Below are 22,434 nucleotides of genomic sequence, written 5' to 3'. Positions count from 1 at the left end.
CCTTAAAGATTAAGAGGGCAGGCACCTTTTTTGTACCTATCGAAAACAATCTAAATAGTTTTATAGGCTATTGACAACGTTTACAAATAATACTAGAATTGTGACATAACAAGTTAACTATGGTGGAGAAACGGAGAACCCATGCTTTTTTGCACTTCCATTCCTGGAAGTGTTATTAAAGTATGGGTTTTGTTTTTTTAGCAGTTAATATTGTTGTCAAATCTATCTTAGGGGGAACCTAAATGTTCAAACTGTTTAAGCCTGCTCCCCCAATTGAAAGATTGCCTGAAGAACAAATTGATTCTGAGTATAAAAAACTTAGATTTCAAGTATTTCTGGGAATTTTCATTGGTTATGCAGCGTATTATTTGATCCGGAAAAACTTCTCACTGGCCATGCCTTACTTTATTGAAGAAGGTTTTTCCAAAACTGAACTTGGCTTTGCGCTATCTGCTATTTCTATTTCCTATGGCATCAGTAAATTTGTCATGGGGACCTTTTCAGACCGGAGCAATCCAAGGATGTTCCTGCCTGCAGGGTTAATTCTATCTGCTATTATTTCTTTATTAATGGGGTTTGTTCCTTTCTTTACTTCGTCTGTTGCTATTATGTTTATTATGCTTTTCTTAAATGGCTGGTTCCAGGGAATGGGCTGGCCGCCATCTGGCCGTGTTCTTGTACACTGGTTCAGCATCAATGAAAGAGGAAACAAAACAGCCATTTGGAATGTAGCCCATAATGTCGGCGGGGGGCTGATGGCACCTCTTGCCGTGGCGGGTGCAGCGATGTTCGCAGGCATAGCCGGAAGCTCTTCTTCAGGCTATGAAGGTGTATTTATATTACCTGCACTTGTAGCTATTGTTGTTGCATTCATTGCCTACTTCCTCATTCGTGATACTCCTCAATCGGTTGGGCTGCCATCCATTGAAGAATATCGCAATGATTATCCAAGTAAAACCAAGAAAACTTTTGAAACAGAATTAACAACAAAAGAAATTCTTTTCAAGTATGTATTAAATAATAAATGGGTTTGGGCCATTGCTATTGCAAACATTTTCGTTTATTTCGTCCGCTATGGTGTACTGGACTGGGCACCAACTTATTTGAGCGAAGAAAAAGGGTTCGATATGAGCAAGTCCAGCGTAGCCTATTTTCTATATGAGTGGGCGGGTATACCAGGAACACTATTATGCGGCTGGATCTCAGATAAGTTTTTCAAAGGGCGCCGTGGTCCTGCAGGCTTTGTGTTTATGCTGGGAGTATTGATCGCTGTTCTTGTTTACTGGTTTAATCCTGCAGGAAATCCAACGATCGATATGATTTGTTTGATTGCGATCGGTTTCCTTATTTATGGACCGGTAATGTTAATCGGCCTTCAGGCACTTGATTTCGTTCCTAAAAAGGCTGCCGGAACTGCAGCAGGATTAACTGGATTGTTTGGTTACCTCGGAGGTACTGTAACAGCTAATGCGTTAATGGGTGTTATCGTAGATGCATCTGGATGGGATGCAGGATTTATGCTGTTAACCGCATCTTGTGTCCTTGCAGCCATCATATTCGCTGTAACGTGGAATGTCCGTGGTCAAGAAGTAGTTAAAAATCAGCATTAAGATAAAAAAGAAAGTGTCTAATCATTTGGCACTTTCTTTTTTTATGCTCAAAAATGCGTTAAAAGGTAAATGAACTAAGGTAATAAGCATCTTTCTCTTAAAAGAAATCCTCTTTGTAAAATTATCTTGACTAACAGCAAATTATGGAATATATTTTAATTAACAATTAACAAAATGTTAATTAAAAATGAGGTGAACAAAATTGAAGAATAAATATATTACCCCAGACGGTTATACAAGTGATATAGCGGTTTTTACAATTACATCTAAGCTCTCGGGAGAATATAAACCTCCAAAAAAGAATTGAAAATCATGCTGATTAAAAGAAGCGAGCTGGACCATGATGGAAATCCAAATATGGAAGCAGGAAAGTGGGCACTCCCGGGAGGATTTGTACGTCCCAATGAGACAGCGTTTCAGGCAGCAGAGCGAAGGTTAGCCGAGGAAACCGGAGTGGAAGGGCTGAAAATAAAGCATTTTGGTGTCTATGATTCTCCTGGCCGGGATCTGCGGGGATGGATTATGTCTAATGCACATTATGTCATTGCAAATGAAGCGGCATTAAGGAGCCGGAAAAAGACTTATGATGCTTCTGAAATTGGGCTGTTTACTCTTGAAGAGGCACTTGAACTTGATCTTGCATTCGATCATCGGACCATTATGGATGATGCACTTTGGTTTATTAAAAAAGATATGGCACTCACAACACTTGCTAAGCATTTTCTTCCGGAGGAATTTGTGCTTTCTGAACTTCAGGGCGTCTTATTGACAGTTTTGGATGATCCTTCGATCTCGACTGATGCTGCCTTTTTCAGAAAAGCACCGACACTTCCTTTTATTGAAGCGGTATCTGAAGACGGGAAGCCTAAGAAATCGAACCGATATTCCAAGACGCCGGCTCAGCTTTATCGATTTAATGACTTCCAGCCGATTGTGTCCGTGTATAGAAATAAGCTGCAAGGGTGAAAAGCAAATCATATAAGGGGAGAGATTCACATGGGGATTTTTAAGAACTGGACGCGGTTTGAAATTATATGGCTGATCACTTTTACGTTGGTTAACATTTATCTTTTCTTTGCCTGGTCAGATTCACTTCTAGGCCTCATATCATCCATAAGCGGGATGTTATGTGTGGTTCTGGTGGCGAAGGGGAAGATTGCAAACTATTACTTTGGTATCGTGCAGACCTTAACTTATGCTTATATTGCTTACGGTTATGGTCTTTATGGAGAAGCCATGCTCAATGCCCTGTTTTATTTTCCGGTGCAATTTATCGGGATTTATCTGTGGAGACAGCATAAAACAAATCGGGATGTTAAAGGGGAAGATGTGAAGGTTAATAGTCTGACAACAAAGGGCTGGCTCTATACATTAGTATCCATTGTCGTCCTTACAATTGGATATGGGTATTTCCTTAGATATTTAGAGGGCAATTTTGTCTGGACGGATTCAGCTACAAACGTCCTTTCAATAACTGCGCAGATACTGATGCTGAAGAGATTTGCGGAGCAATGGCTCCTGTGGATTTCCGTTAATGTATTATCCATTATTCTTTGGGCAAGTGCTCTCATCTCACAGGGAGGCAATGACTTTTCGATGCTAGTCATGTGGACTGCTTTCCTGTTCAACAGCATTTATGGTTATATCAACTGGCGGAAATTATATGTGAAACAGAATAAGGAGGCGGTTTAAATGACAGTTGGGTTTATTGGAGGCAAGTTTCTCCCCCTGCATCTTGGCCACGTCTATGCCATCGTGCAGGCCTCATCCATCGTTGACGAACTGTACGTTGTACTGTCCCATAGCGAACTGCGTGACAGGCAATTGTGCCAGCGTTCTAAAATGGATTATATTCCGCCTCAGATCCGTTTGCGGTGGCTCAGTCAATTAACAAAAGATATGACGCATGTTAAGGTCATTTCCATTCAAGACGATCAGGGGAATGAAGATTACAACTGGGCTGAAGGTGCCGGGAATATAAAAAAGGCAATTGGAAAGCACATTGATTATGTCTTTAGTTCAGAGTATGAATATAGCGATATCTTTAATGAACTTTATCCTGAGGCGAAACACGAATTGATTGATCCGAATCGGGGACATGTGAATATATCAGCAACAGCGATCCGTAATGAAGGCGTCTTTCATCATTGGGAGTACATTCCTGACTTTGTTAAACCTTATTTCGTTAAAAAGGTTGTTTTGGTAGGAACCGAAAGCTGCGGGAAATCTACCCTGACAAGAAATCTTGCTAAAGTTTATAATACTTCCTATGTTGAGGAATATGGCCGAATTGTATGTGAAGAACTAGGCGGCTGCGAAGGTATCATAGTGAAGGAAGATTACCACAAAATCGCTTACGGCCATAAGCTTGAAGAAATGAAGGCGATTGAAAAAGCGAATAGGATTGTTTTTATCGACACAGAGGCAATCGTGACTCAATTTTACTCAAATCTATACAACAATGAGCATCAAACAGTGCTGGATGAAATAGCGAGCCTGCAGGATTATGACCTTTGGCTATACCTTGAACCTGATGTGAAATGGGTGGACGATGGACTTCGTGTTCATGGAGAGCACGATATAAGGCTCCAAAACAACGATGCTCTAAAAACACTGCTGAACAATCATAAGATTGATTACAAAACCCTGAGCGGAGATTATAAGGAACGGCTTCATAGTGCAATAGGGCATATTGAAGAGCTGCTAAAGCTTTAAAAAAGTGATTGACAAAAAAGCTAATATTATTTATCCTTTAAAAAAACCTAATGAAATACTTTCATTCGTATAACTCCAATAATATGGTTTGGAGGTCTCTACCAGGAACCAATAATTCCTGATTACGAAGAAGATACATGTGCTGTATTTTCTTCGTAATCAGGAATTTTTTTGTAAAAAATCTAGGAGGTCCAGCTATGAATTTTACTATTTTGCCTAAAATTGAACTTCACTGCCATTTGGACGGGAGTGTCAGACCAGAAACCATCATAGATATCGCCAAAAGAGAAGGCATTAGCCTGCCTTCCTTTGATAAAGAAAAAATCAAAGAAGAACTAATTGCCCCGTTGGATTGCGATTCCCTGGATGAATATTTAAAAAGATTCTCCATTCCAAACTTAGTCATGCAGTCAAAGGAAAATTTAAAAAGAATTTCCTTTGAGCTCTTTGAAGATGCAGCAAAGGAAAATGTGAAATACATGGAGGTCCGCTTTGCCCCATTACTTCATACGCGAAAGGGATTAACCGTAGAAGAAATCATCCAAAGTGTGATTGAAGGGATGAGAGAAGCAGAAGAAGAATTTGATATTAAAGGAAATATCATTTTGTCATGTATGCGAACGATGAGTGTGGAAAGTGCATTTGAGGTCGTCGAAAAGGGAAAGGCATTCCTCGGAAAAGGGGTTGTCGCAATCGATTTATGTGCATCCGAGGAGGAAGGCTTCTGCGGAAAATTCATTGAACCGATCGCACTGGCCAGAGAATATGGATACAAAGTTACCATCCACGCCGGTGAAACGGGAATCGGTAAAAATGTGCTGGAGGCCGTTGAATGGCTGGGAGCTGAAAGAATTGGACACGGTGTATTTATTAAAGACTGTGAAGAGGCGTACCAAATTGTGAAGGAAAAACAAGTGGTGCTAGAGCTATGCCCAACCAGTAATGTTCAAACCAAAGCTGTTAACCAATTCAGCGATCATCCCATTTACGACTTCCATAAGGATGGCATAAAAGTAACAGTTAATACGGACAACAGAACGGTATCAGATACAACAATGACAAAGGAATGTGATATAGTCTCAAATGAATTTGCTATGAGTGCTGAGGATTATAAACAAATATATATGAATAGTGTGGAAGCTTCTTTTGCGGATGAAGCGACAAAGGAAAAACTGATGGGAAATTTAATGGATATTTAAGTTTGAAAGAAGGTGTCTGCCCCTGCATAATTTTTAATGAGTGGGGGAGACACCTTTTTTAAAGGATAGAAAAAATACTCCAAGAACTTATTTTTCGGATGCAAACAATTTAAGCTTTTCCTTATCCAAAATAATCGTTCCTTCATATTTCATCCCGATTTTTTCAAGCAGCCGGGAGGAAGCATGGTTGTCTAAGGATGTGATGGCCAGGATCCGCTTAAGAGCGAGTTGTTCATGACCATATTTCAATGTAGCAGAAGCTGACTCGTAACCATAACCTTTATTATGATATTTGGATAAAAAAGCAAAGCCAATATCAACATTATCTAAAGTATCCCGTTTTATCAATCCGCACATTCCAATAGGAATGCTTCCTTCCTTTCGTTCAACCATAAAAAGGCCAAAGCCCATCTGGGAGTACATTTTCATTGGGCCGGCAACAATATATTTCTTAGCATCCTCAAGGGTACGTACACCTTTATCTCCAATAAAACGAATCCATGAAGGTTCATTTAAAAGTTCCAGAATAAAGGCTGCATCATCTGGTGTTAACCAGCGAAGAATTAATCGATCTGTTTCAAGTACTTTCAATTAAAGTAACACCTCTTTCAATTTATTTTTATACCTGTTGAACCGATTCGTAAAAATATTTTTTTATAAGTCATCCTATAACAAATATATAAGTTAAGTTATTACAATAGCAAATTAAAAATTCCATTTTCTAGATTGGTAATTCTCCCATAGATTCACTAATGAGTTATCCCTGTAAACCTGTTAGCCTTGTAAGTGGCCTGTTTTTGCCTAAAAACTACAAACAGGAGGTTTACAAATGAAAAATTTAGTAACGTTTGTTGCTGCCATTTCACTCATAATGGGTTCATATAGCGTGTTTCCTGCTGATCATTTTGATGCTGAGACAGTGGATCAAAAAGCCGCAGAAACACTGACATATAAAAAAGTTGAGATTGACGCGAAGGAGTCATCATCAACGGATCATCGCTTCATCAGAGAGGAAGAAAAAAGCTGCTTGCCCGACTTGTACAGGCTGAAGCAAAAGGGGAGCCGTTTGAAGGGAAAGTTGCGGTTGCTGACGTGGTGCTGAATCGTGTCGAGCATGAACAATTCCCGGATACAGTCAAGGATGTTATTTATCAAAAGAATGCTTTTGAACCTGTTCAAAATGGTTCCATCAATGAACCGGCAAGTAATGAAGCAGTTCAGGCCGTTGAGACAGCTCTTGTTGATAAGGAGAAAAACGAGGAGCTCCTATATTTTTATAACCCTGAAACAGCTACAAGCCAGTGGATCTTTTCACGTGAAGTTGTGAAAAAAATCGGCAATCATGCATTTGCTATATAAAAGCGCGTACAGTCATAAAAGCTGCGCGCTTTTTTTATTGGCAAAAAAAGCAAAGGGAGGAGGAAATTTAAGAAAGATAGCGAAATTTGTTTGAGGTAAATACTTCCATAAAGGAGATATGAAAATGAATATCATTGTAATGGAATTACCCCAAACTGAAGTTGCGTTTATCAGGCGTACCGGAAGTTATTTTGAACTGCAGGATCATTGGGGAGATTTGATTAGCTGGGCAAACACCAATGGGCTGAGGCCGCCGAAGCAATCTTTTATCGGCATTTCATTGGATAATCCTGAACTGGTGGAAAGCAAGGATTGCCGCCACGATGCCTGTGTTACCATTCCCGATGGTTTTGATAAAGAAAAACATAAAGAAGTGAAATTTAGAAAGCTGCCTGGCGGAGATTATGCTCTGTATCGTTTCTATGATATCCCTGATAAATTGAATGGCGCCTACCAATACATGTTTGGGGAATGGCTGCCCAATAGCGAATATGAACCGGATTACGATCGGTACAACCTTGAGTTTAATTTGAATAGTCCCGCTGAAGATGAAGAGGGGAAATGTAAGGTTGATTTATATGTACCAGTAAGAAAAAGAATTTCCTGATGCAGGGTACGACCTGAAGAATCTTCACATAAAATTCACCAATTATTAGCAGGAGGTAAATGATTTCCAGCGGATATTAAAGCACATCTTTGCAGGAGGTGTATTTTATGATTAACTTTGCATGGGGCTTTTTATTATGGATGTCAGCAACTATATTATTCCGTTTATTTGGACAAACTTTTTAATTCCTGGACAGGTATTTTTAGTCCTCTCGATTTTTATTCTGGCGATTCCTTTGATTATAATTGCAACCTATCCTTACTATTATTTTAGGGAAATTCCAGAAACAGAACGTTTAAAGGCAGCTGTGCAAATTGCTCTCCCAGGAATGCTGCTGGATATATTAAGCATTATTTATTTTGCAAAAGTGTTTCCGAATTTAACTAATGATTCTCTTCCTTTATTCGCTTCCTGGCTGCTTTGGGCGTACAGTCTGATATTAATAACTGGATTTTCAATAAAAAATAATAACAAATGATATGTGAGGTCCTTGATAAAAAGGGGCTAAAATTTGGAGATCTTTTTAGTTACAAATCATTGATCTTTTCTCATGATATTATGAAGAACGGTAATCACATACGTTTGTTTTTAAAAAGCGCGGACAGCATAGGCTCCGCGTTTTTTGTTAGCAAAAAAATACTAAATTTAATTTTTAAAATTAGATATTTTGAATTTAAAATTTCCGGCATGACGTTAATCAATATCTAAGTCCGCTTTTCCATTTTTATCATAATATCTTCGCTGCTTTACACCTTTACTATCTTTTAAATCTTTAGATGATAATGGCTTCCCTGTTTTATCTAAGGAGGATTTAGTTGATGTCGACTGCGTTGAGTGATTTGATGCCTAGAACCATCTTTCTTTGCCTTTTCATATGCTTTTTCTGCAAAATACGCAGCAACTTTTCAATATCATAGGTGCCTGACCTAGTCTTTTTACTTCCGGGGTTTTTGATTGTGGTTGGGTCCTTCCACGCTCCCCCTATATGAGCATCTTTACATACCTTTTCCCATTAAATAAATCCTAGCTCCGTGTGAGTATTGACCTTTTACTTCGGAATAAACTAATTCTTTTGCAACAGCCTTGGCAGCAGATTCATTCATCTATAAGAAGTTTGGTTTAAAGTTGTTTTTCCATATTTATTGCAGCCTTTAATATCTGTTTAGCGATAAAAGCTAGGATTAGGCTGTTGTGTACCTTTCCTAAGAAGCAAACATGTTAGGGATAAACTCGATAAATCAAGAAGAGACTCCCTAGTGTTTGTTTTCATGGATTAGGCTTAGCAGACGAAATGCTCCTGGAGTTTAATCTATTCTTTGCAGACTCCACAAGCTTTCTTAATGCAAGAAAGAGGGAAGGGGGTAACAAAATAAATCTTTCAAATGGCGAGCGGATCAATGCTCCTGAATCAATGTCCACACTAAATATAATCAAACAAAATATACTGTTCTTATTAGGACTTGAAGAAATAATATACAGGCAGCCATCGTTTACAGAACTGATAGTGGCATAAATACCATTTAAGCTAATCTTTTGAACAGCTGTTGATTTAAAATAAAGTTCGATAATTTATAAAAAAGATTGGTTAAAATTCCTGTATTGATATACAGGAATTTTTTATTCTGCAATCGGGCCAGATTGCGGAAAAAGCGATCGTTGACTTAGACATCATAAATATGGAAATTAAATAAATCGTCGCATTTACATCACTTTGTGTTTTATTTAGACTATAAAAGTCAGAAAATTAACAATGTTATTATACTATCTTTACGGCTACCAAATAACAAAGGGGAGAGAATCTTGAGAAAGAAAATATGTATTATAGGCAGTGGCACAGCAGGTTTACAGCTGGCTTATTCTCTTAAAGAAGAATTTGATGTGACTGTTATTCACTCAAACTCTTCGGATAAGATCCGAAATGGACGAATTTTGTCTACCCAAGTACACTTTGGTTCAACAAGAACCCGTGAAAATCGCTTTAAAATGCCAAAGTGGGAAGATAAAACTCTTCTCAAAAGTATCCATATGACAATTGGTAATCAAAAACTATTTGTTGGAAAGCTAAAAGAGCCAGCATTATCTGTTGACCAGCGTTTATACTTTTCACACTGTTTGAAGGATCTTGAAAGCAAGGGTGTCTCTTTTAGACTTTTAAGAGTAAATAAACAACGGGTAGAAAGTTTGGTAGATGAGTTTGATTTAATAATTGATTGTACTGGAAAATCGGGCCCTCTCTTTTCATTTCCTATTGAAAAGGAGTTTTCTCCTTCCAAGTGCCTCAACGAAAATGCATCGTTGGTTATTTTTTGGGGTGAAGCCAGTTCATCCTCTTGGTATAAGCGTAACAGTTCTGCCTGAAATAGGTGAAATGTTTGAGATTCCTGCAATCACAGAACAAGGGCCTGTTACTATATTGTTCATTATGGCAATTCCAGACAGAGAGTTAGATGTATTTAAAGAAATTAAGCACGAAAAAGAATTTACAAATCAAATGAAAAATGTAACAAAAAAATATTTCCAAGATATCCATGAACGTATCGAACTAGATATCTTTGCTCTTTCCGATGAAAATGCCTTTCTTAAGGTTGCCATTAAGCCTGTAATTAGAAAACCTTACGTAACGTTTAAAAACAAACTAGTAGTTGGTTGTGGAGATAGTGTTTTTCTTAATGATCCGATTACTGGCCAAGGCTGTAATCTTTCTTCCCATTGTGCTGAACAATTGTATGAGACTTTGATACAATATAGAAATTCAAAATGGGACATCCAACTTGGAGAGACATATTGGAATCGTACAAAAACATTTGTAAAAGAAGTAACAGCATGGACAAATGCAATGACTCAGGTACTGCCTGAGCATGTTGTTCAAACCCTGTTATCGGGCGCAGAAAATCAAAAGATCGCAGATGAAGTTGCAGAATGGTTTGCAAATCCACGAAAAGCTTATGAAGCTTTCTTTCAACCACTACATTAAGAACAGAACAAAATAAAACCTAATTTCTTTTGAGGATATGGCAGCTCCCATTTCTACTAATAATCCAAAACGAAGAAAGAACCAGGCTATTATAAATAGCTGGTTCAATACATGAAGGAAAAAAGGTATTTTAAATATATATCCAACTGTTGGAAACGGACATTTCCTTAGATCTCCCTCATAATTACCGACATAAGAACGGATTGATATCCATACTTTTTATGACTATAAAATATTTAAAACCCTACGAACAACCCTTGATGTCCTTTGCATAACTACCATCTTCAGTAGAAAACAGCGTGAGTGGTGGAAATTCTTCGATTTGGCGATATACGAATCTATCAAAGAAGAGGGTGCCGGATTATATGTGGATCTAAATCGGTTAATTGATGAAATTACATACACCCAAATGCTCCAAAATGGTTTTTTCAACAAGTTCAGGGATTTCTAACGAAATATAACATTAATAAACCTTTAAAACAATCAACTTTATATGCTGGACCTAGTATGGTCTGGTGAGTGAAACTACATTTCGTAAAAATTGTTTTTTACGATAAAATAGCATTCAAAAGACACTATTTCAAACTTTAGTAAAATGTGCTAAAGACTTTTTCATCTTTATAAGTTGTCCTCTTCGCCTCTTCCAAACTCAAATAGGATTACCAAAAAAAGGTGCATGCCCTCTGTTAATTTATACGTTAACAAGTGTGGGGCAAGCACCTATTTACTACCATCCATTTTAAAATCCAATTACCATCAATTCCTCAACTAGTTTATAATAAAAATGATGTCCTCATGGATAATAGTGGTCTCTATTGACCCCAAGATGTTTAAGAAGGTGAAAAAAATCAACATCATCGAAACAAGGGTGAGAAGTTTCATTGAAGATATTCAGCACCCGAAGCAAAAGAAGAAGTTAAACATAAACGATTTAGAATTTCAGCTGCGAAAATTGCTGGATGATTATTACGAAATGGATGGTTATTCGCTGTTTTATGAAGCCATTCAATCATTGCAAGATAAAGGGCAGCTGACTCCTATACATAATAATCAACACAATGGGAAAACACCGTCTTTGCCTTTATATTACTGGGTTAATGTGAAGGCTCAAGCCGACAAATGGGACCGGCTCGGGATGATGAAGCTGAGTGATCTGTTTGATTTTTCATTTTATGAAAGGCACCCGGAATGGCAGACGAAAGAGGAATGGAGCCGTATTCAGAGTTTATATGGTTTTCTCCAATCCAGCGGTGAACGGGAAGTCGTTTCACTAGAAGAACGAAGCCTGGAGCTGTTCGGCCATGAAGAATTCCTGCATGACGGGGTCAGTTTTCCTGATGGAAAAGGCTTTTTAGCCCGAATTGGCGTATCTGAAGAGCAGCTGAAAGTAGTGAAAAACGGGGAGCCTTTTGTATTTTGGATGAAGCAGGGAAAAGAAATCAAAGATATTCAGAGAGTGCTGATTGTCGAGAAACTATCATTCTTTCATACTTCCATTCAATTATTGGAAAGTGATCTGCTTGATTATGAGCCGGAACTCATCATTTATGGGGAAGGCACTAAAATTGAACGGAGCTTTTCGTTTTTCTTTAAAATTTTTCCGGCTAAATCGTATCTCTTCTACTATGCAGGAGATCTTGATGCGGCAGGATACGGGATCATGACCCGGCTGATTGAAAAATACCCGGATTGCTGCATTCAGCCTGCATTAAAGATTTATCGTAAAATGCTTGAATGTCTGGATCAAAGAAATGAACAGAAATCTGGCCAGCTTCAAAATCTTAAATACCGAGATGCGTTCTTCAGGTGGTTTACGGAAGAAGAGCAGGAACTCTTAATGCAATTATGGCAGGAAAATAAACGGATTCCTCAGGAAGTCTTAACAATTGAAACATGGAGGAGATGGATGTGAACGAATCATGGGAAGGATTCGCCCAGCGGATGCAGCGATTGAACCCGCTGTTTGAGCTTGGGAGAGGAATGGAAGTCGGAGAGCTGAAGCCTCATATCCAAACGATTCTGATGCAGGTGCTCCTTACCATTTTTTATCGGGAATTGAATGATGATGATCATCGGAGAAAATCGGATATTAAGTATATGGTCGAAGATTCAATTAAGCAAATGAAGCTTTTGGCCGATGAGAAGCAGGTTGAACGGATCACAAGTGGGCTTCTGTATCAGGGGAAAGAGGAGTACAGCAGACCTTTTGAAGCCCTATATTACGATGAAATCAGGCAATCATGGGAGACTCAGGTTTTCCGCTATGTGACGATGGATGAATTATATACGAACCTGGAGATGGGCGGAACCATTGTCTACAAGCTCACCGATGTCTCACAGGAGATGATTTTCATGAGCAGGGAAATGGCAGAGGAATTCTCGATCACCATTGAACAGCTGTATAGTATGCAGCTGATAAAAAACGGTAATTTCCGCAAAGCTACTCGAAACCTCGATCACCTCATTTCACGGGTCAACCGCTTAATGGCAAAAGAATTTTCCTTTCAAAAAGAAATGATCAACAATCCCAAAATCTTATTGATGGAAGAAGAAATGCAAAGGGCTGATAACCGTGCGGAAATTGAAAAGCAGTTCGAAGAAGAGAAGAATCACTTCCGCACCATCAGCAGCATGATTGAGAAAACGAAACGAAGAAATGAGGAAGATGATCTTATTCAAAAAGAATTGATCCTTCTCCAGGAAAAGATCGGCCATACAAGGCAGCTGCATGACCGTTTCGCCAAGCTTGTGATTCAAAATATCTCTTATGAAATGAAGCTGAAAGCGGAAAACCCATCCCTGTTTTGGGAAACGAGCCTTGTTTCATTCAGGGAACATATTTATGAGAACTGGTTCATGAAAGAAGGGTTTTCTTCATTCGATAGAGTTGAAAAAGTATTAGGTCCTTTATTTTCGCCAAGGAATGAATTTATCTTACCTTTGGACTGGATTTGGGGAGAGCAGGAATTTGATGAAAAGCAGCTGACAGAGGTAATGGAGGAAGAAGCGCAAGAGGAAAGCATTATCCATCAGAGGGTAACGAACTGGGATTCTGTCATCAAGGCCTGGAGCTATGTGTTTCAATATTTGCAGACATACGGAGAGTTTTCCTTGGCTGATTTAACGACATTGCCGCTCGAAGTCCAGGATTTATGGTTTGAAGAATCGGAAACGATTGATTTATGGATGATGTTTGATAAAAAACCGCTGAAGGTTCAGGTGCTGCATCGGAAAGAAGAGTCATTAAGTGATGAACGGGAGATTCTCCTCTATAAACTGATGCAGGAATACCCGCAATTCCAGGTGTTTGAAGGCTTGAAAATTTATACCGAATTTGATCATCGGGCTGAACCCTTCCTCTGGTATCAAATGAAAATCACTCCGTTTAAAATTTGTGTACAGGAGGAGAAATGATGAGTGCAGATAGTATCAAGAAAGCATCAGCGGTTTATTTTACGCTTTTAAAAGACAAAGTCATCGACGAAAACAGCGAGCACTTTCAGGCGTATTTCGATCCTGATGTAAGACAGACGGTACTTTTATTGGCAGACGAATCCGGCACCTTTATCATTGAATCGCCAAAACGGATTCAGCTCGTCGTGCAGCCGACCGGCTCTGTTTTTGCTACAAATTTTACTCATATGAAGGATAGGCATAAGCAGGTTGAAACGAAGAAACATTTTCACCTGATGAGCGTAGTCATTATGGCATTCCTGGCAAGCATCGACCGCAGCCAGGCGGCTAAAATCCGTACGAAGCGTGAAGGGATTAGCTTCTATACCCTGGAACGGCAAGTCAATGATGTCATCATGAATTGGGATAGCATACTTAAGGTAAAGCAGGATTTTGGAGAAGAGGAAAAAATTGATATGAAGGATGTTGTGACAACATGGAAATACATGGAGGTCGACACCGATGATTATGGATCTAAGAAAGCCAATCGCCGGACGCGTATCGGTTTGATTGCAAGCAGTATGCGTCTTTTGGAGACAGAAGGACTTATCGTCATTCTCGATCGGGAGGATATTCCAAAGGCGATTCCGAAACAGGAATTATTTGAGCGGATTGAATATTTGTATCATGATTATGACCGTTATGAAATGTTCAAGGAATTAATGACGACAGAGGAGGATCAGCATGCCGAAAATCCATCGAATTAGAATTGCCGGCCTGAAATATGATGGCATGCAAAAGCAATACAAGGATACAACATTTAACTTCCATAATGAAGAGACCTCCACAAATGGCCTTATTTCCATGATGAATGGAGGAGGGAAAGGGGTTTTCCTGCAGACCATTTTCCAGATTCTTAAGCCAGGAACTTCTTGGGGAAAGCAGAATAATCGCTATTATCAGCAATTCTTTTTTAATAATAAAGAGCAATTCATTCCTTATACCTTTCATGTTCTTATGCAATGGGAGCTCGACGGGGCTGATTGCAGGCATTTGGTGACGGGCGGAATGTTTTCAGCAGAACAGCGGATTTCCATGAACGAAGAAGGCGGAGAAGCCAAAACACTTGAACAGGAAGCAAAAATTGTCCCGAATATTACGTTTTATACAAGGGAGTTTGAACGGAAAGAAGAAGCATCCCTTGAACATATTCCGCTCTATGAAGATGGTGAACTGGCTGATACGGAAGGCCTGAAGGATTATTTAAAATGGAATGGCTATGATGTCTACCGCGATACAAAGAAGCACTACCGCATCCTTGATACATACGGCATTAACCGCAAAGACTGGGATATTATGAAAGACATTAACAAGGATGAAGGCGGCGTTGGAAAGTTTTTTGAAGGCGCTGAGGATGATCATTCCCTGTTCCAAAAGCGGATTATTCCTACAGTCAGTCAGATCCTGCACCGAACGGAGCATCAGAAGAACGATCTGGTGGAGATTTTTAAGAGTCAGGCAAGTATTGCAAAGGACCTGCCTGTTTTGCTCAAAAGAGAGCAGGCTCATAAAGAGTTCCTGGAAGATATTATTCCATTTGAAGAGAGTCTGGCAAAGGGCATCAAGCATAAAGAAATTGTTGAAGACAGCATTAAGGTCGGGAGACAGCTGCTTGGTGCTTTGGAGCATTTGAAGAAAACGGAAGAAGAAACACTCATTGAGCTGGAAAAGGAAATCGAAAAATTAACGGGCAAGCAAGTGGAACTGCGCTTTCAGAAAGATAACCTTGAGTATGCAAAAGCTCACCGGGAAGTGCTGGATTGGGAGAAGAAACTAGGGGAAGAACAGAAGAAGCATACGATCCTGCAGGAAACGGTGAAAGAAAAGCAGGAGCGAAAAGATGAGCTGGCTTTTCACCTTTTATTGAAAGAATGGCATGAAGGGGAACAGAGCATCCGCGCTCTTTCCCAGCAGATTGTGAAGCTTGAGCAAAACAGCGGCCTGGAGCAAGTGAATCAAAGAATGGATGAAATCAAAAAAGAAGCGGCACAGCATTGGGAAAAATCCGCCGCAGCTATTAGGGAAGCCGTTCAGCATTATTCCGGATATCAGAAGTTTTTAAAGAAGAAAACAAACGAACTGTCAAAGCAGGATAAACAAAAGACCCGGGAGATTGCCCAGCTTCGTACGGAAATTGATTTTCTTTATACTAAAATTCATGAATTTGAATCAAAAGAAGAACAACTTATCAAAGAATTCGGTGATCGCTTAACCTATGATTTACAGGGATTTATCGAAAATCTTAACAAGCAGATAGAAACCAAAAAAGAGGCTCTCGAAGATTTACAGGCAAAAGAGAAACAATCAAATGAAAAGCAAAATCAGCTAGCATCTGCGCATGGTACGCTTGCTCAATCCATTCAGTTTTCTGAAGAGAAGTGTAAAGAGTTAAAGATGAAAAGTGAAGAGATGCATCGAAAAGAAGCGAAGCTGTACGATAAGCTGCAAGTTGTGCTTGACGATGTCTCAGCGCAGTTCACGAATGCTCTTTTATCCAAATATGCCCAGCAGGTGGAAGAGCTCCTCGTTCAAAATCGTGAGCAAGGGGAAGAAATAAAGAAAGCGCTCTGGGAAACGCAGCTGGATTTTGCTTTGAATGATGAGCATTTCTGGATTGCGAATAATGATGTGAAGGAACTGAAGGAATGGATTGATGAGAAAACAGGGATAGATGTGTTCTACGGCTCACAATTTCTGCAATCTTTAAAACCGGATGAAATGGCTAGCCACATGCTCACTCATCCGCTCCTGCCCTACGGCTTAGTGGTCAGCAGGCCGCAATGGGAAAAAGTGAATAAACAGGTCCTTGCAGGAAGAATGTTTAAGAGCCCTGTCCCGATTTTTATGAGGGAAGAAATGGCGGATGAAAATCAGCAAAATACGTTTGTGATGATCACCGGTACGGAGAAGGAACTTCTGACAAATAAAAATCAGTTCACGAACTGGAAAATTAAGATTGCCAAAGAAATAGAAGAAAAAAGATGCACTTCTAGAAATGGAACAAACAGAGAGTTCTCTCCGCCGCATTTTAAAAGAAATCGACCGTTTCCTTTCCAATGACCTTGCCGGTGATATTGAAAGAGCGCTGCTTCAGGAAAAAGAAGCCCTGCTTTCCAAGAAAAACGAATTACAGGCCATCATCGTTCAGGAGGAAAAAGAAAAAGAACGGCAGCTGGGACTTAGAGATCAGCTTGAAAAGACGAAGGAAAAGATTGAAAATCTATCTAAAGATGTGGAGTCTCTGGAAAGCTTTAATCGTGAAAAGTCGCTGCACCTTGAAAATAAACGGGTAAAGCAGGAAAAAGAGAAACAAAAGGAAGCTTTCGAAAGTGTACAGAAAGAGCTTGCAAACGAGCATCAGACCATCATTGATCTGCAGGAAAAGTGGAGCCATACGTACTTGGAATGGAAGCTATCAGCTGAGCAAAATATTAAGGAGATTAGCTTCTTTATTGATGGTGCGGTTTTTCCAGCCGCTGAGAAAGCAGAAGCTTCTGAAGAGGTTCCGCGATTATCATCGCATATGCTGGAAGAAATCATTGGAAGCATTGAGGAGCTTAAACAGCTGCAAAAATCAAAAGAAGAACAAGCCAGTGAATTGCTGGCGATCCAGGCGACAAGAGAATCGGAGCAAAAACAGCAAAAGAAGCTGGAGAAAAAACTTCATGCTCTTAACGAAGAGTGGAAGGATGCGTCTGTACCGGATGAACCTATGAGTATTTTGGAAAAGATGGTTCAAACAGCTGCAAAGGAAACAAAGGCAGCAGAGAAAGAAGAGCGAGAGCAGGGAACAGCTGTAACAGTTGCTGACACTTCTTTAAAGCATGCGAAGGCGCAGCGTGACAAGACTGTTAAAAAAGTGGCCAAGCATGATAAACAGCCTGAAGAATGGGAAGAACTTGATCTGGAAGTGAAGACGGTTGAGATTACAGACCAGACCAAACAGACGAATGCAGAAATTAAGAAAACGGAAGAGCGCAAAAAAGAGACGGAGCAAAACATTGCTGAGTTTGAAAACAATCAATTGCATCTATCCGTAATCCTTAAAGAGGAAGCAGCAGCTTTTACGGATGAAGATATTGAAAAAATAAAGAGCCAGGGAAAGCAAAGCATCATTTCCTGGAGTGAAAAACATCAGGGTATCCAGGATGAAGGCCAGGAGAAGCACGCAAAAATTGAACAATCCCTGCGCAATTTAAAACTCAATATTGAAGGCAAGGATTGGGAGATCCGCTTTAAGAATGAAGTCTTAACTACGCTTGATCATATGGATACGAGGCATTATGCACATATTCAAAGTGTTGTCCAAAACATGAAGCGCTTCTCACAGAGCGGCTTAGAGCAGCTGGAACGCGATAAAGAACGGGCAGAAAAGGCGCAAAACTTCTGGGCAAGCCGTGCGAGTATGAAGGTGATGAGTATTTCGGAAGCGATTCGCTCGATGATTGCGAAAATGAAGCTGAAGAATGAACGGGGGTCTTTCCCACTCGTCCAGCTCAAAGAAGACATCCTTCCTAAAAAAGCGGAAGATATTGAACCTTTACTGAAACAGCATTTTGTTTCGGCCATTAACAAAATTACGAAACGATTCGAGATGATTGATGACCATAATCTGGAGCTGGATCAGGAAATCAAACAGCTCATCAGTGATGAGCAGATTTTATTTGTCTCCCTCAGGAATCGTTACCCGGAACTGCTGGTATATAATATGCGTACTGATAATGCCTTCATGTATGGAAAACCGCAGCGTGAGCATTATTCAACCTGGCAGACGATCAACCAGGGTTCAAAGACTAAATCGGATGGCAGCGGCGGCCAAAAGTTATCTGCCCGCATGGTCATGATGATGATGCTTCTTTCGGTTAAGAGTGAAACTGATCAAAGCTGGGTTCCGTTAGTCTGTGATAATCCGTTCGGACAAGCGGCTTCTGCCCATGTGCTTGACCCGATTTTCGCTGTAGCTGATAAGCTGAAGTTTCAATTCATCGTCGTTACTCCGCCTGAGTTGGTAAAAACAGAGATCAGCCAGAGGTTTGATGCGTACTATAAATTGGATTTCATCCGGGAAAAAGGGAAAGAGATTGTGTCGGATACGATTGTACCGGCATTTCGAATTTATCAGGGAGAGGAAGCAGTTCATTAGATTAAAAGAATTAAAGTATTGCCATCTTGCAAAAAATATGCAATACTTGGTTGAAAATAATATTTTATACAAATTCTTATCCAGAGAGGTGGAGGGACTGGCCCTGCGAAGCCTCAGCAACCCCTGATTATGTCAGGAAGGTGCTAATTCCAACAGAGTTGACGCTCTGGGAGATAAGAGGTCGTTTTTGATAATAAAGGCCTCTTATAAAGAGGCCTTTTTTTGATGTTCTTTTTAGGTTGATCTCGGTTTAGATAATAACGAAGAAAGAGGAGGAAAAACAAAATGGAAAACAGTGTTATACAGGTACCGGAAGCATATTCGAGAATATTACAGGATTCTGATGTGCTGGGTTTCGGGCAATCATGTGATCGAAAAACAGGGTTTTTACTAAAGGGGCTGGCTGCCTCCAAACCAGGAGGAAGCTTTTTGGAGCTGGGCACAGGTACGGGGGCATCTGCTTCCTGGATCATAGATGGGATGGATGAAAGCAGTAAGCTAACGACCGTTGACATAGATTCGACAGTTCAATCCATCGCGAAAAAAACCTCGGGTATGACAGCAGAATTACATTTTGCTGTGAGGACGGAGCAGCTTTTATTCAAAACCTGTCGGAAAGGTTCGATTTTATTTTTGCAGATACGTGGCCAGGGAAATTCGAGCTTCTGGACAAAACCCTGGATCATTTAAATATCGGCGGTTTTTATGTGATTCATGATGTGTTTCCGCAGCAGAAATTGCCTGAAGAATTTCGGATCAAAGCCACTAAACTCCTGAAAACACTGCAGGACAGACCTGACCTGGACATTACAGAATTGGATTGGTCTACTGGGCTGATACTGGCAGTGAAGACAGCGGTTTGATAGTTTATTAAGGGGGACGTTCCATGAGTAGCGTTAAAAATCAGGTTAAACATGTATTGTATGAAGGTGAAACCATTATTGAATGTCTAAGCTGTTCATTAGTGGCTCATTTCTGTTTAGCACCGCATCCAGGCTTCTTTGCGGCAACAAACAAAAGACTGCTGTTTTATGGAGTTCCTGCATCAGGAACAACCAAGGATTTAGTTGAAGAATTTGCGTATATCAATATAACTTCCATTGAAGAAAAAAGGGGAATCACCGGCAGGCATATTCATATGTACTATAACCAGGACTTGTATAAATTTCAGCAAATCCAGGGGATGAATATGTTTGATTTTATGGCAGCGGTTAAGGAAAAGATGTGTATGTTTGTTGCTTCGGCAAAAGAGCGTTATCCCGTAGGATAAACGCCCTTTTAAATTGTGGAATTTATAGCTTAGCTTAGTTGCTCAGACAACTTTTCCATGATTTAGCGATTAACTGGACTCCTCTCTCAATCTCGTCCATCGAGGGTGCGCCATATCCAATCATCACATGATGGTTTGGCTTGTGCAGCTGATACATAGGCGAAACAGCATCGATTTCAACACCTGCCGACTTTGCCAGTTCAATTGCTTTCGCTTCAGTCAATTCTTCGGGTAATTTCACGATGATATGCAAGCCCGCTGTATCTCCAATGATGTCAAAGTGGTCTCCTAAGTGTTTTGACAGGCTTTCTATTAAACAGCTCCGCTTGGATCGATATAACGTTCTCATTTTTGCTATATGAGATGTATAAAGTCCTTCTTCCATAAATTTTGCAGCAGCCTGCTGATCGATTCTTGAAACATTCGTCTTTTGGTAACCATTAAATTTTTCAAAGTCTTGCTGCAGAGATACTGGCATAATCAGATAGCTGATCCGAAGTGATGGCAGCAATGTTTTTGAAAAGGTGCCAAAGTACAGTACCCGCCCGGTTGAATCCAAATGGGACAATGCCGGGATTGGTGCCCCTTTGTAGCGGAATTCAGAATCATAGTCATCCTCGATAATATAAGCGTCCTGTTTGATTGCCCAATTTAACAGCTCAATCCTTCTGGCAATAGACATAATTGTACCGGTAGGGTATTGATGAGCAGGTGTCGTATACAATAATTTTATTGGCTCTTCAGCATCAGGCACACAGCATCCATCCTCATCCACAGAAATCGGATAACAAGGCAGCTGTAATTGATCAAAAACAGATCTTGCCCGAATAAAACCTGGATCTTCAATCCCGATGGCTTTCCGCTTAAAAAACAAACAGACATTTAACAGCTGCGGCTGAAATCCGCTGAATAGATACACTTGTTCCGGCTGACAGGCTAGCCCTCTAGCTTGCTGAAGGTATTGTGCAATTTGAACACGCAAAGAATATTCACCCTGCCACGGGCCATTGCTGGCATTGGATTCCTTAAGCTCTTTTCGATAAAGTCTATTCCATTGTTTGTAAGGAAATGCAGAGGCATCAATCTGCCCATTTTTAAAATTAATGAGAAACTCTTGCTGATCTCTTTTCTCCAGGCCCATTGTATTAATCTGACTATAATGCATTTCATCCTGAATTTCAGAAACAAAATAGCCTTTGCGTTCTGCTGAATAACAGTACCCTTCACTCTGCAATTGTTCGTAAGCCATCTGAACAGTTATGATGCTTACGTTTAATTGTTCAGCCAGCCTCCGCTTTGCAGGAAGTCTTGCATGAGCTGACAATTTTTTATCTAAAATCGCCAGCCGAATTTGTTCATAGATTTCTTTATACTTTATTCCATTTTCCGAAAGCAGAATTTGAAGCTCCATCAAATCATTCCCTGGTATTATATTAAAATTCATTTTTGGTTATTTTTATCATACCAGAAATCGGTTTTAATTGATTCAAGGAGAGTGATAGCATGCGAAAATTAGAAAACAATGTTGTGCAGTTAATTCCTATGGAACTTGATCATGTTGAAGGAATTTGTGAAGCAGCTCAGGATAAACGAATATGGGACCATATGTCTGTTGATTTAACTGAGAAAGGCCGGGTCATTCATTATGTCAAAGATGCCATACAAAGACGGGAGCAAGGCACCGATTTTGCTTTTGTCATTATCCATAAAAATACAGGGAAGATCATTGGCGCTACTTGGTTTCTCGATATTTCAGCCCAGCATAAACATCTAGAAATCGGCTCCACTTGGATGAACCCTATTTATTGGCGCACGAATTTCAATACAAACTGTAAATATTTGTTATTGAAATACTGTTTTGAAGAACTGTCACTTAATCGCGTCCAAATCAAAACCGGACATGAAAACATCCGATCACAGAAAGCGATAGAACGAATCGGTGCGGTAAAAGAAGGCATTCTTCGAAATCATATGATAAGAAAAGAAGGGACTATTCGTCATACTGTCCTGTATAGTGTCATAAAGGAAGATTGGGCAAAAGTAAAAAAACTTTTCCAGGAGCACTTGCTTATATAGTTTTTGTGGAGCATCTCAGGCAAGAAGT

The 22,434-nt window shown here is 39.8% G+C and carries 19 protein-coding genes, 3 pseudogenes and 2 riboswitches; of the genes and pseudogenes, 19 read left to right on the top strand and 3 right to left on the bottom strand.

The annotated features are described in order from the left end of the window. Positions 1–242: 242 nt before the first annotated feature. The 5 genes and pseudogenes from glpT to add all read left to right on the top strand — a co-directional run bounded on the left by glpT (position 243) and on the right by add (position 5,524). Positions 243–1,610, top strand: a complete 1,368-nt coding sequence (gene glpT, locus M5V91_RS10670) for a glycerol-3-phosphate transporter (protein WP_009330537.1) — start codon at positions 243–245, stop codon at positions 1,608–1,610. Between the two features lie 202 nt (positions 1,611–1,812). Then, positions 1,813–2,576, top strand: a pseudogene (locus M5V91_RS10665) (NUDIX domain-containing protein). 30 nt (positions 2,577–2,606) lie between these two features. Then, the gene (pnuC, locus tag M5V91_RS10660; protein ID WP_009330535.1) at positions 2,607–3,302 is read left to right on the top strand and encodes a nicotinamide riboside transporter PnuC; all 696 of its coding nucleotides are present in this window, start codon (positions 2,607–2,609) and stop codon (positions 3,300–3,302) included. Then, on the top strand, positions 3,303–4,325 hold the full coding sequence (nadR, locus tag M5V91_RS10655) for a multifunctional transcriptional regulator/nicotinamide-nucleotide adenylyltransferase/ribosylnicotinamide kinase NadR (RefSeq protein WP_009330534.1): 1,023 nt from the start codon (positions 3,303–3,305) through the stop codon (positions 4,323–4,325). A gap of 45 nt (positions 4,326–4,370) precedes the next feature. Then, a riboswitch (purine riboswitch) is annotated at positions 4,371–4,470 on the top strand. 52 nt (positions 4,471–4,522) lie between these two features. Next, positions 4,523–5,524: an adenosine deaminase gene (add, locus tag M5V91_RS10650; protein WP_009330532.1), complete on the top strand. Its 1,002-nt coding sequence runs from the start codon at positions 4,523–4,525 to the stop codon at positions 5,522–5,524. Positions 5,525–5,611: 87 nt separating this feature from the next. Here add and M5V91_RS10645 read toward each other — a convergent pair whose 3' ends face one another. Next, entirely contained in the window at positions 5,612–6,115 is a 504-nt protein-coding gene (locus M5V91_RS10645) for a GNAT family N-acetyltransferase (protein WP_251175442.1), read from the bottom strand. Positions 6,116–6,353: 238 nt separating this feature from the next. Between M5V91_RS10645 and M5V91_RS30955 the strand changes: the two are divergent. The 3 genes and pseudogenes from M5V91_RS30955 to M5V91_RS10625 all read left to right on the top strand — a co-directional run bounded on the left by M5V91_RS30955 (position 6,354) and on the right by M5V91_RS10625 (position 7,968). Then, positions 6,354–6,883, top strand: a pseudogene (locus tag M5V91_RS30955) (cell wall hydrolase). 124 nt (positions 6,884–7,007) lie between these two features. Next, entirely contained in the window at positions 7,008–7,490 is a 483-nt protein-coding gene (locus M5V91_RS10630) for an AraC family transcriptional regulator (protein ID WP_251175444.1), read from the top strand. A 136-nt stretch (positions 7,491–7,626) separates the two neighbouring features. Continuing rightward, positions 7,627–7,968 carry a DUF5367 family protein gene (locus M5V91_RS10625; RefSeq protein ID WP_284522105.1) on the top strand — a complete coding sequence of 114 codons (342 nt, stop codon included), beginning with the start codon at positions 7,627–7,629 and terminating at the stop codon, positions 7,966–7,968. Positions 7,969–8,394: 426 nt separating this feature from the next. On the opposite strand, the pseudogene M5V91_RS30950 reads toward M5V91_RS10625, so the two are convergent. Further along, positions 8,395–8,584: pseudogene (locus tag M5V91_RS30950) on the bottom strand (toxin C-terminal domain-containing protein); the annotation flags it as partial. 706 nt (positions 8,585–9,290) lie between these two features. On the opposite strand from M5V91_RS30950, the gene M5V91_RS10615 reads away from it, so the two are divergent. The 10 genes from M5V91_RS10615 to M5V91_RS10570 all read left to right on the top strand — a co-directional run bounded on the left by M5V91_RS10615 (position 9,291) and on the right by M5V91_RS10570 (position 20,330). Further along, the gene (locus M5V91_RS10615) at positions 9,291–9,848 is read left to right on the top strand and encodes a hypothetical protein (protein ID WP_284522104.1); all 558 of its coding nucleotides are present in this window, start codon (positions 9,291–9,293) and stop codon (positions 9,846–9,848) included. Beyond that, entirely contained in the window at positions 9,778–10,464 is a 687-nt protein-coding gene (locus tag M5V91_RS10610; RefSeq protein WP_284522103.1) for a styrene monooxygenase/indole monooxygenase family protein, read from the top strand. The genes M5V91_RS10615 and M5V91_RS10610 overlap by 71 nt, the downstream gene beginning before the upstream one ends. 838 nt (positions 10,465–11,302) lie before the next feature. Further along, a complete protein-coding gene (locus M5V91_RS10605) occupies positions 11,303–12,376 on the top strand; it encodes a Wadjet anti-phage system protein JetD domain-containing protein (protein WP_251175446.1) in 1,074 nt (357 codons plus the stop codon). Beyond that, positions 12,367–13,878 carry a hypothetical protein gene (locus M5V91_RS10600; protein ID WP_251175447.1) on the top strand — a complete coding sequence of 504 codons (1,512 nt, stop codon included), beginning with the start codon at positions 12,367–12,369 and terminating at the stop codon, positions 13,876–13,878. The genes M5V91_RS10605 and M5V91_RS10600 overlap by 10 nt, the downstream gene beginning before the upstream one ends. Then, complete coding sequence (locus M5V91_RS10595; RefSeq protein ID WP_009330523.1) at positions 13,875–14,624, top strand: DUF6063 family protein; 750 nt, start codon at positions 13,875–13,877, stop codon at positions 14,622–14,624. Before M5V91_RS10600 ends, M5V91_RS10595 begins: the two co-directional genes overlap by 4 nt. Next, the gene (locus tag M5V91_RS10590; RefSeq protein WP_284522102.1) at positions 14,602–16,977 is read left to right on the top strand and encodes a coiled-coil domain-containing protein; all 2,376 of its coding nucleotides are present in this window, start codon (positions 14,602–14,604) and stop codon (positions 16,975–16,977) included. Before M5V91_RS10595 ends, M5V91_RS10590 begins: the two co-directional genes overlap by 23 nt. Next, positions 16,913–19,060, top strand: coding sequence for a coiled-coil domain-containing protein (locus tag M5V91_RS10585; protein WP_284522101.1), 2,148 nt, complete (start codon positions 16,913–16,915; stop codon positions 19,058–19,060). The genes M5V91_RS10590 and M5V91_RS10585 overlap by 65 nt, the downstream gene beginning before the upstream one ends. Positions 19,061–19,133: 73 nt before the next feature. Further along, positions 19,134–19,240, top strand: a riboswitch (SAM riboswitch). 105 nt (positions 19,241–19,345) lie between these two features. Then, the gene (locus M5V91_RS10580; RefSeq protein ID WP_284522100.1) at positions 19,346–19,750 is read left to right on the top strand and encodes an O-methyltransferase; all 405 of its coding nucleotides are present in this window, start codon (positions 19,346–19,348) and stop codon (positions 19,748–19,750) included. A 17-nt stretch (positions 19,751–19,767) separates the two neighbouring features. After that, positions 19,768–19,923: a hypothetical protein gene (locus tag M5V91_RS10575; protein ID WP_284522099.1), complete on the top strand. Its 156-nt coding sequence runs from the start codon at positions 19,768–19,770 to the stop codon at positions 19,921–19,923. A 23-nt stretch (positions 19,924–19,946) separates the two neighbouring features. Further along, on the top strand, positions 19,947–20,330 hold the full coding sequence (locus M5V91_RS10570) for a PH domain-containing protein (RefSeq protein WP_284522098.1): 384 nt from the start codon (positions 19,947–19,949) through the stop codon (positions 20,328–20,330). Between the two features lie 34 nt (positions 20,331–20,364). Here M5V91_RS10570 and pdxR read toward each other — a convergent pair whose 3' ends face one another. After that, complete coding sequence (gene pdxR, locus M5V91_RS10565; RefSeq protein ID WP_251175450.1) at positions 20,365–21,741, bottom strand: MocR-like pyridoxine biosynthesis transcription factor PdxR; 1,377 nt, start codon at positions 21,739–21,741, stop codon at positions 20,365–20,367. Between the two features lie 92 nt (positions 21,742–21,833). Here pdxR and M5V91_RS10560 point away from each other — a divergent pair, with 92 nt between their 5' ends. After that, positions 21,834–22,406 (top strand): GNAT family N-acetyltransferase, encoded by a 573-nt coding sequence (locus M5V91_RS10560; RefSeq protein ID WP_009330517.1) that lies wholly within the window; start codon positions 21,834–21,836, stop codon positions 22,404–22,406. Positions 22,407–22,434: the final 28 nt, after the last annotated feature.

Origin of the sequence: Cytobacillus pseudoceanisediminis, assembly GCF_023516215.1 — a bacterium.
GTDB lineage: Bacteria > Bacillota > Bacilli > Bacillales > Cytobacillaceae > Cytobacillus > Cytobacillus pseudoceanisediminis.
This window is presented reverse-complemented; position numbering and strand designations above follow the sequence as displayed.

What these genes read in the sequence shown, in the direction of transcription:
- M5V91_RS10590 (WP_284522102.1), top strand. Translation starts at nt 14,602, where the DNA reads ATGCCGAAAATCCATCGAATTAGAATTGCCGGCCTGAAATATGATGGC.
- M5V91_RS10560 (WP_009330517.1), top strand. Translation starts at nt 21,834, where the DNA reads ATGCGAAAATTAGAAAACAATGTTGTGCAGTTAATTCCTATGGAACTT.
- M5V91_RS10585 (WP_284522101.1), top strand. Translation starts at nt 16,913, where the DNA reads ATGGAACAAACAGAGAGTTCTCTCCGCCGCATTTTAAAAGAAATCGAC.
- M5V91_RS10570 (WP_284522098.1), top strand. Translation starts at nt 19,947, where the DNA reads ATGAGTAGCGTTAAAAATCAGGTTAAACATGTATTGTATGAAGGTGAA.
- M5V91_RS10600 (WP_251175447.1), top strand. Translation starts at nt 12,367, where the DNA reads ATGGATGTGAACGAATCATGGGAAGGATTCGCCCAGCGGATGCAGCGA.
- add (WP_009330532.1), top strand. Translation starts at nt 4,523, where the DNA reads ATGAATTTTACTATTTTGCCTAAAATTGAACTTCACTGCCATTTGGAC.
- glpT (WP_009330537.1), top strand. Translation starts at nt 243, where the DNA reads ATGTTCAAACTGTTTAAGCCTGCTCCCCCAATTGAAAGATTGCCTGAA.
- pdxR (WP_251175450.1), bottom strand. Translation starts at nt 21,741, where the DNA reads ATGGAGCTTCAAATTCTGCTTTCGGAAAATGGAATAAAGTATAAAGAA.
- M5V91_RS10625 (WP_284522105.1), top strand. Translation starts at nt 7,627, where the DNA reads ATGGATGTCAGCAACTATATTATTCCGTTTATTTGGACAAACTTTTTA.
- M5V91_RS10595 (WP_009330523.1), top strand. Translation starts at nt 13,875, where the DNA reads ATGATGAGTGCAGATAGTATCAAGAAAGCATCAGCGGTTTATTTTACG.
- M5V91_RS10630 (WP_251175444.1), top strand. Translation starts at nt 7,008, where the DNA reads ATGAATATCATTGTAATGGAATTACCCCAAACTGAAGTTGCGTTTATC.
- nadR (WP_009330534.1), top strand. Translation starts at nt 3,303, where the DNA reads ATGACAGTTGGGTTTATTGGAGGCAAGTTTCTCCCCCTGCATCTTGGC.
- pnuC (WP_009330535.1), top strand. Translation starts at nt 2,607, where the DNA reads ATGGGGATTTTTAAGAACTGGACGCGGTTTGAAATTATATGGCTGATC.
- M5V91_RS10580 (WP_284522100.1), top strand. Translation starts at nt 19,346, where the DNA reads ATGGAAAACAGTGTTATACAGGTACCGGAAGCATATTCGAGAATATTA.
- M5V91_RS10610 (WP_284522103.1), top strand. Translation starts at nt 9,778, where the DNA reads ATGCATCGTTGGTTATTTTTTGGGGTGAAGCCAGTTCATCCTCTTGGT.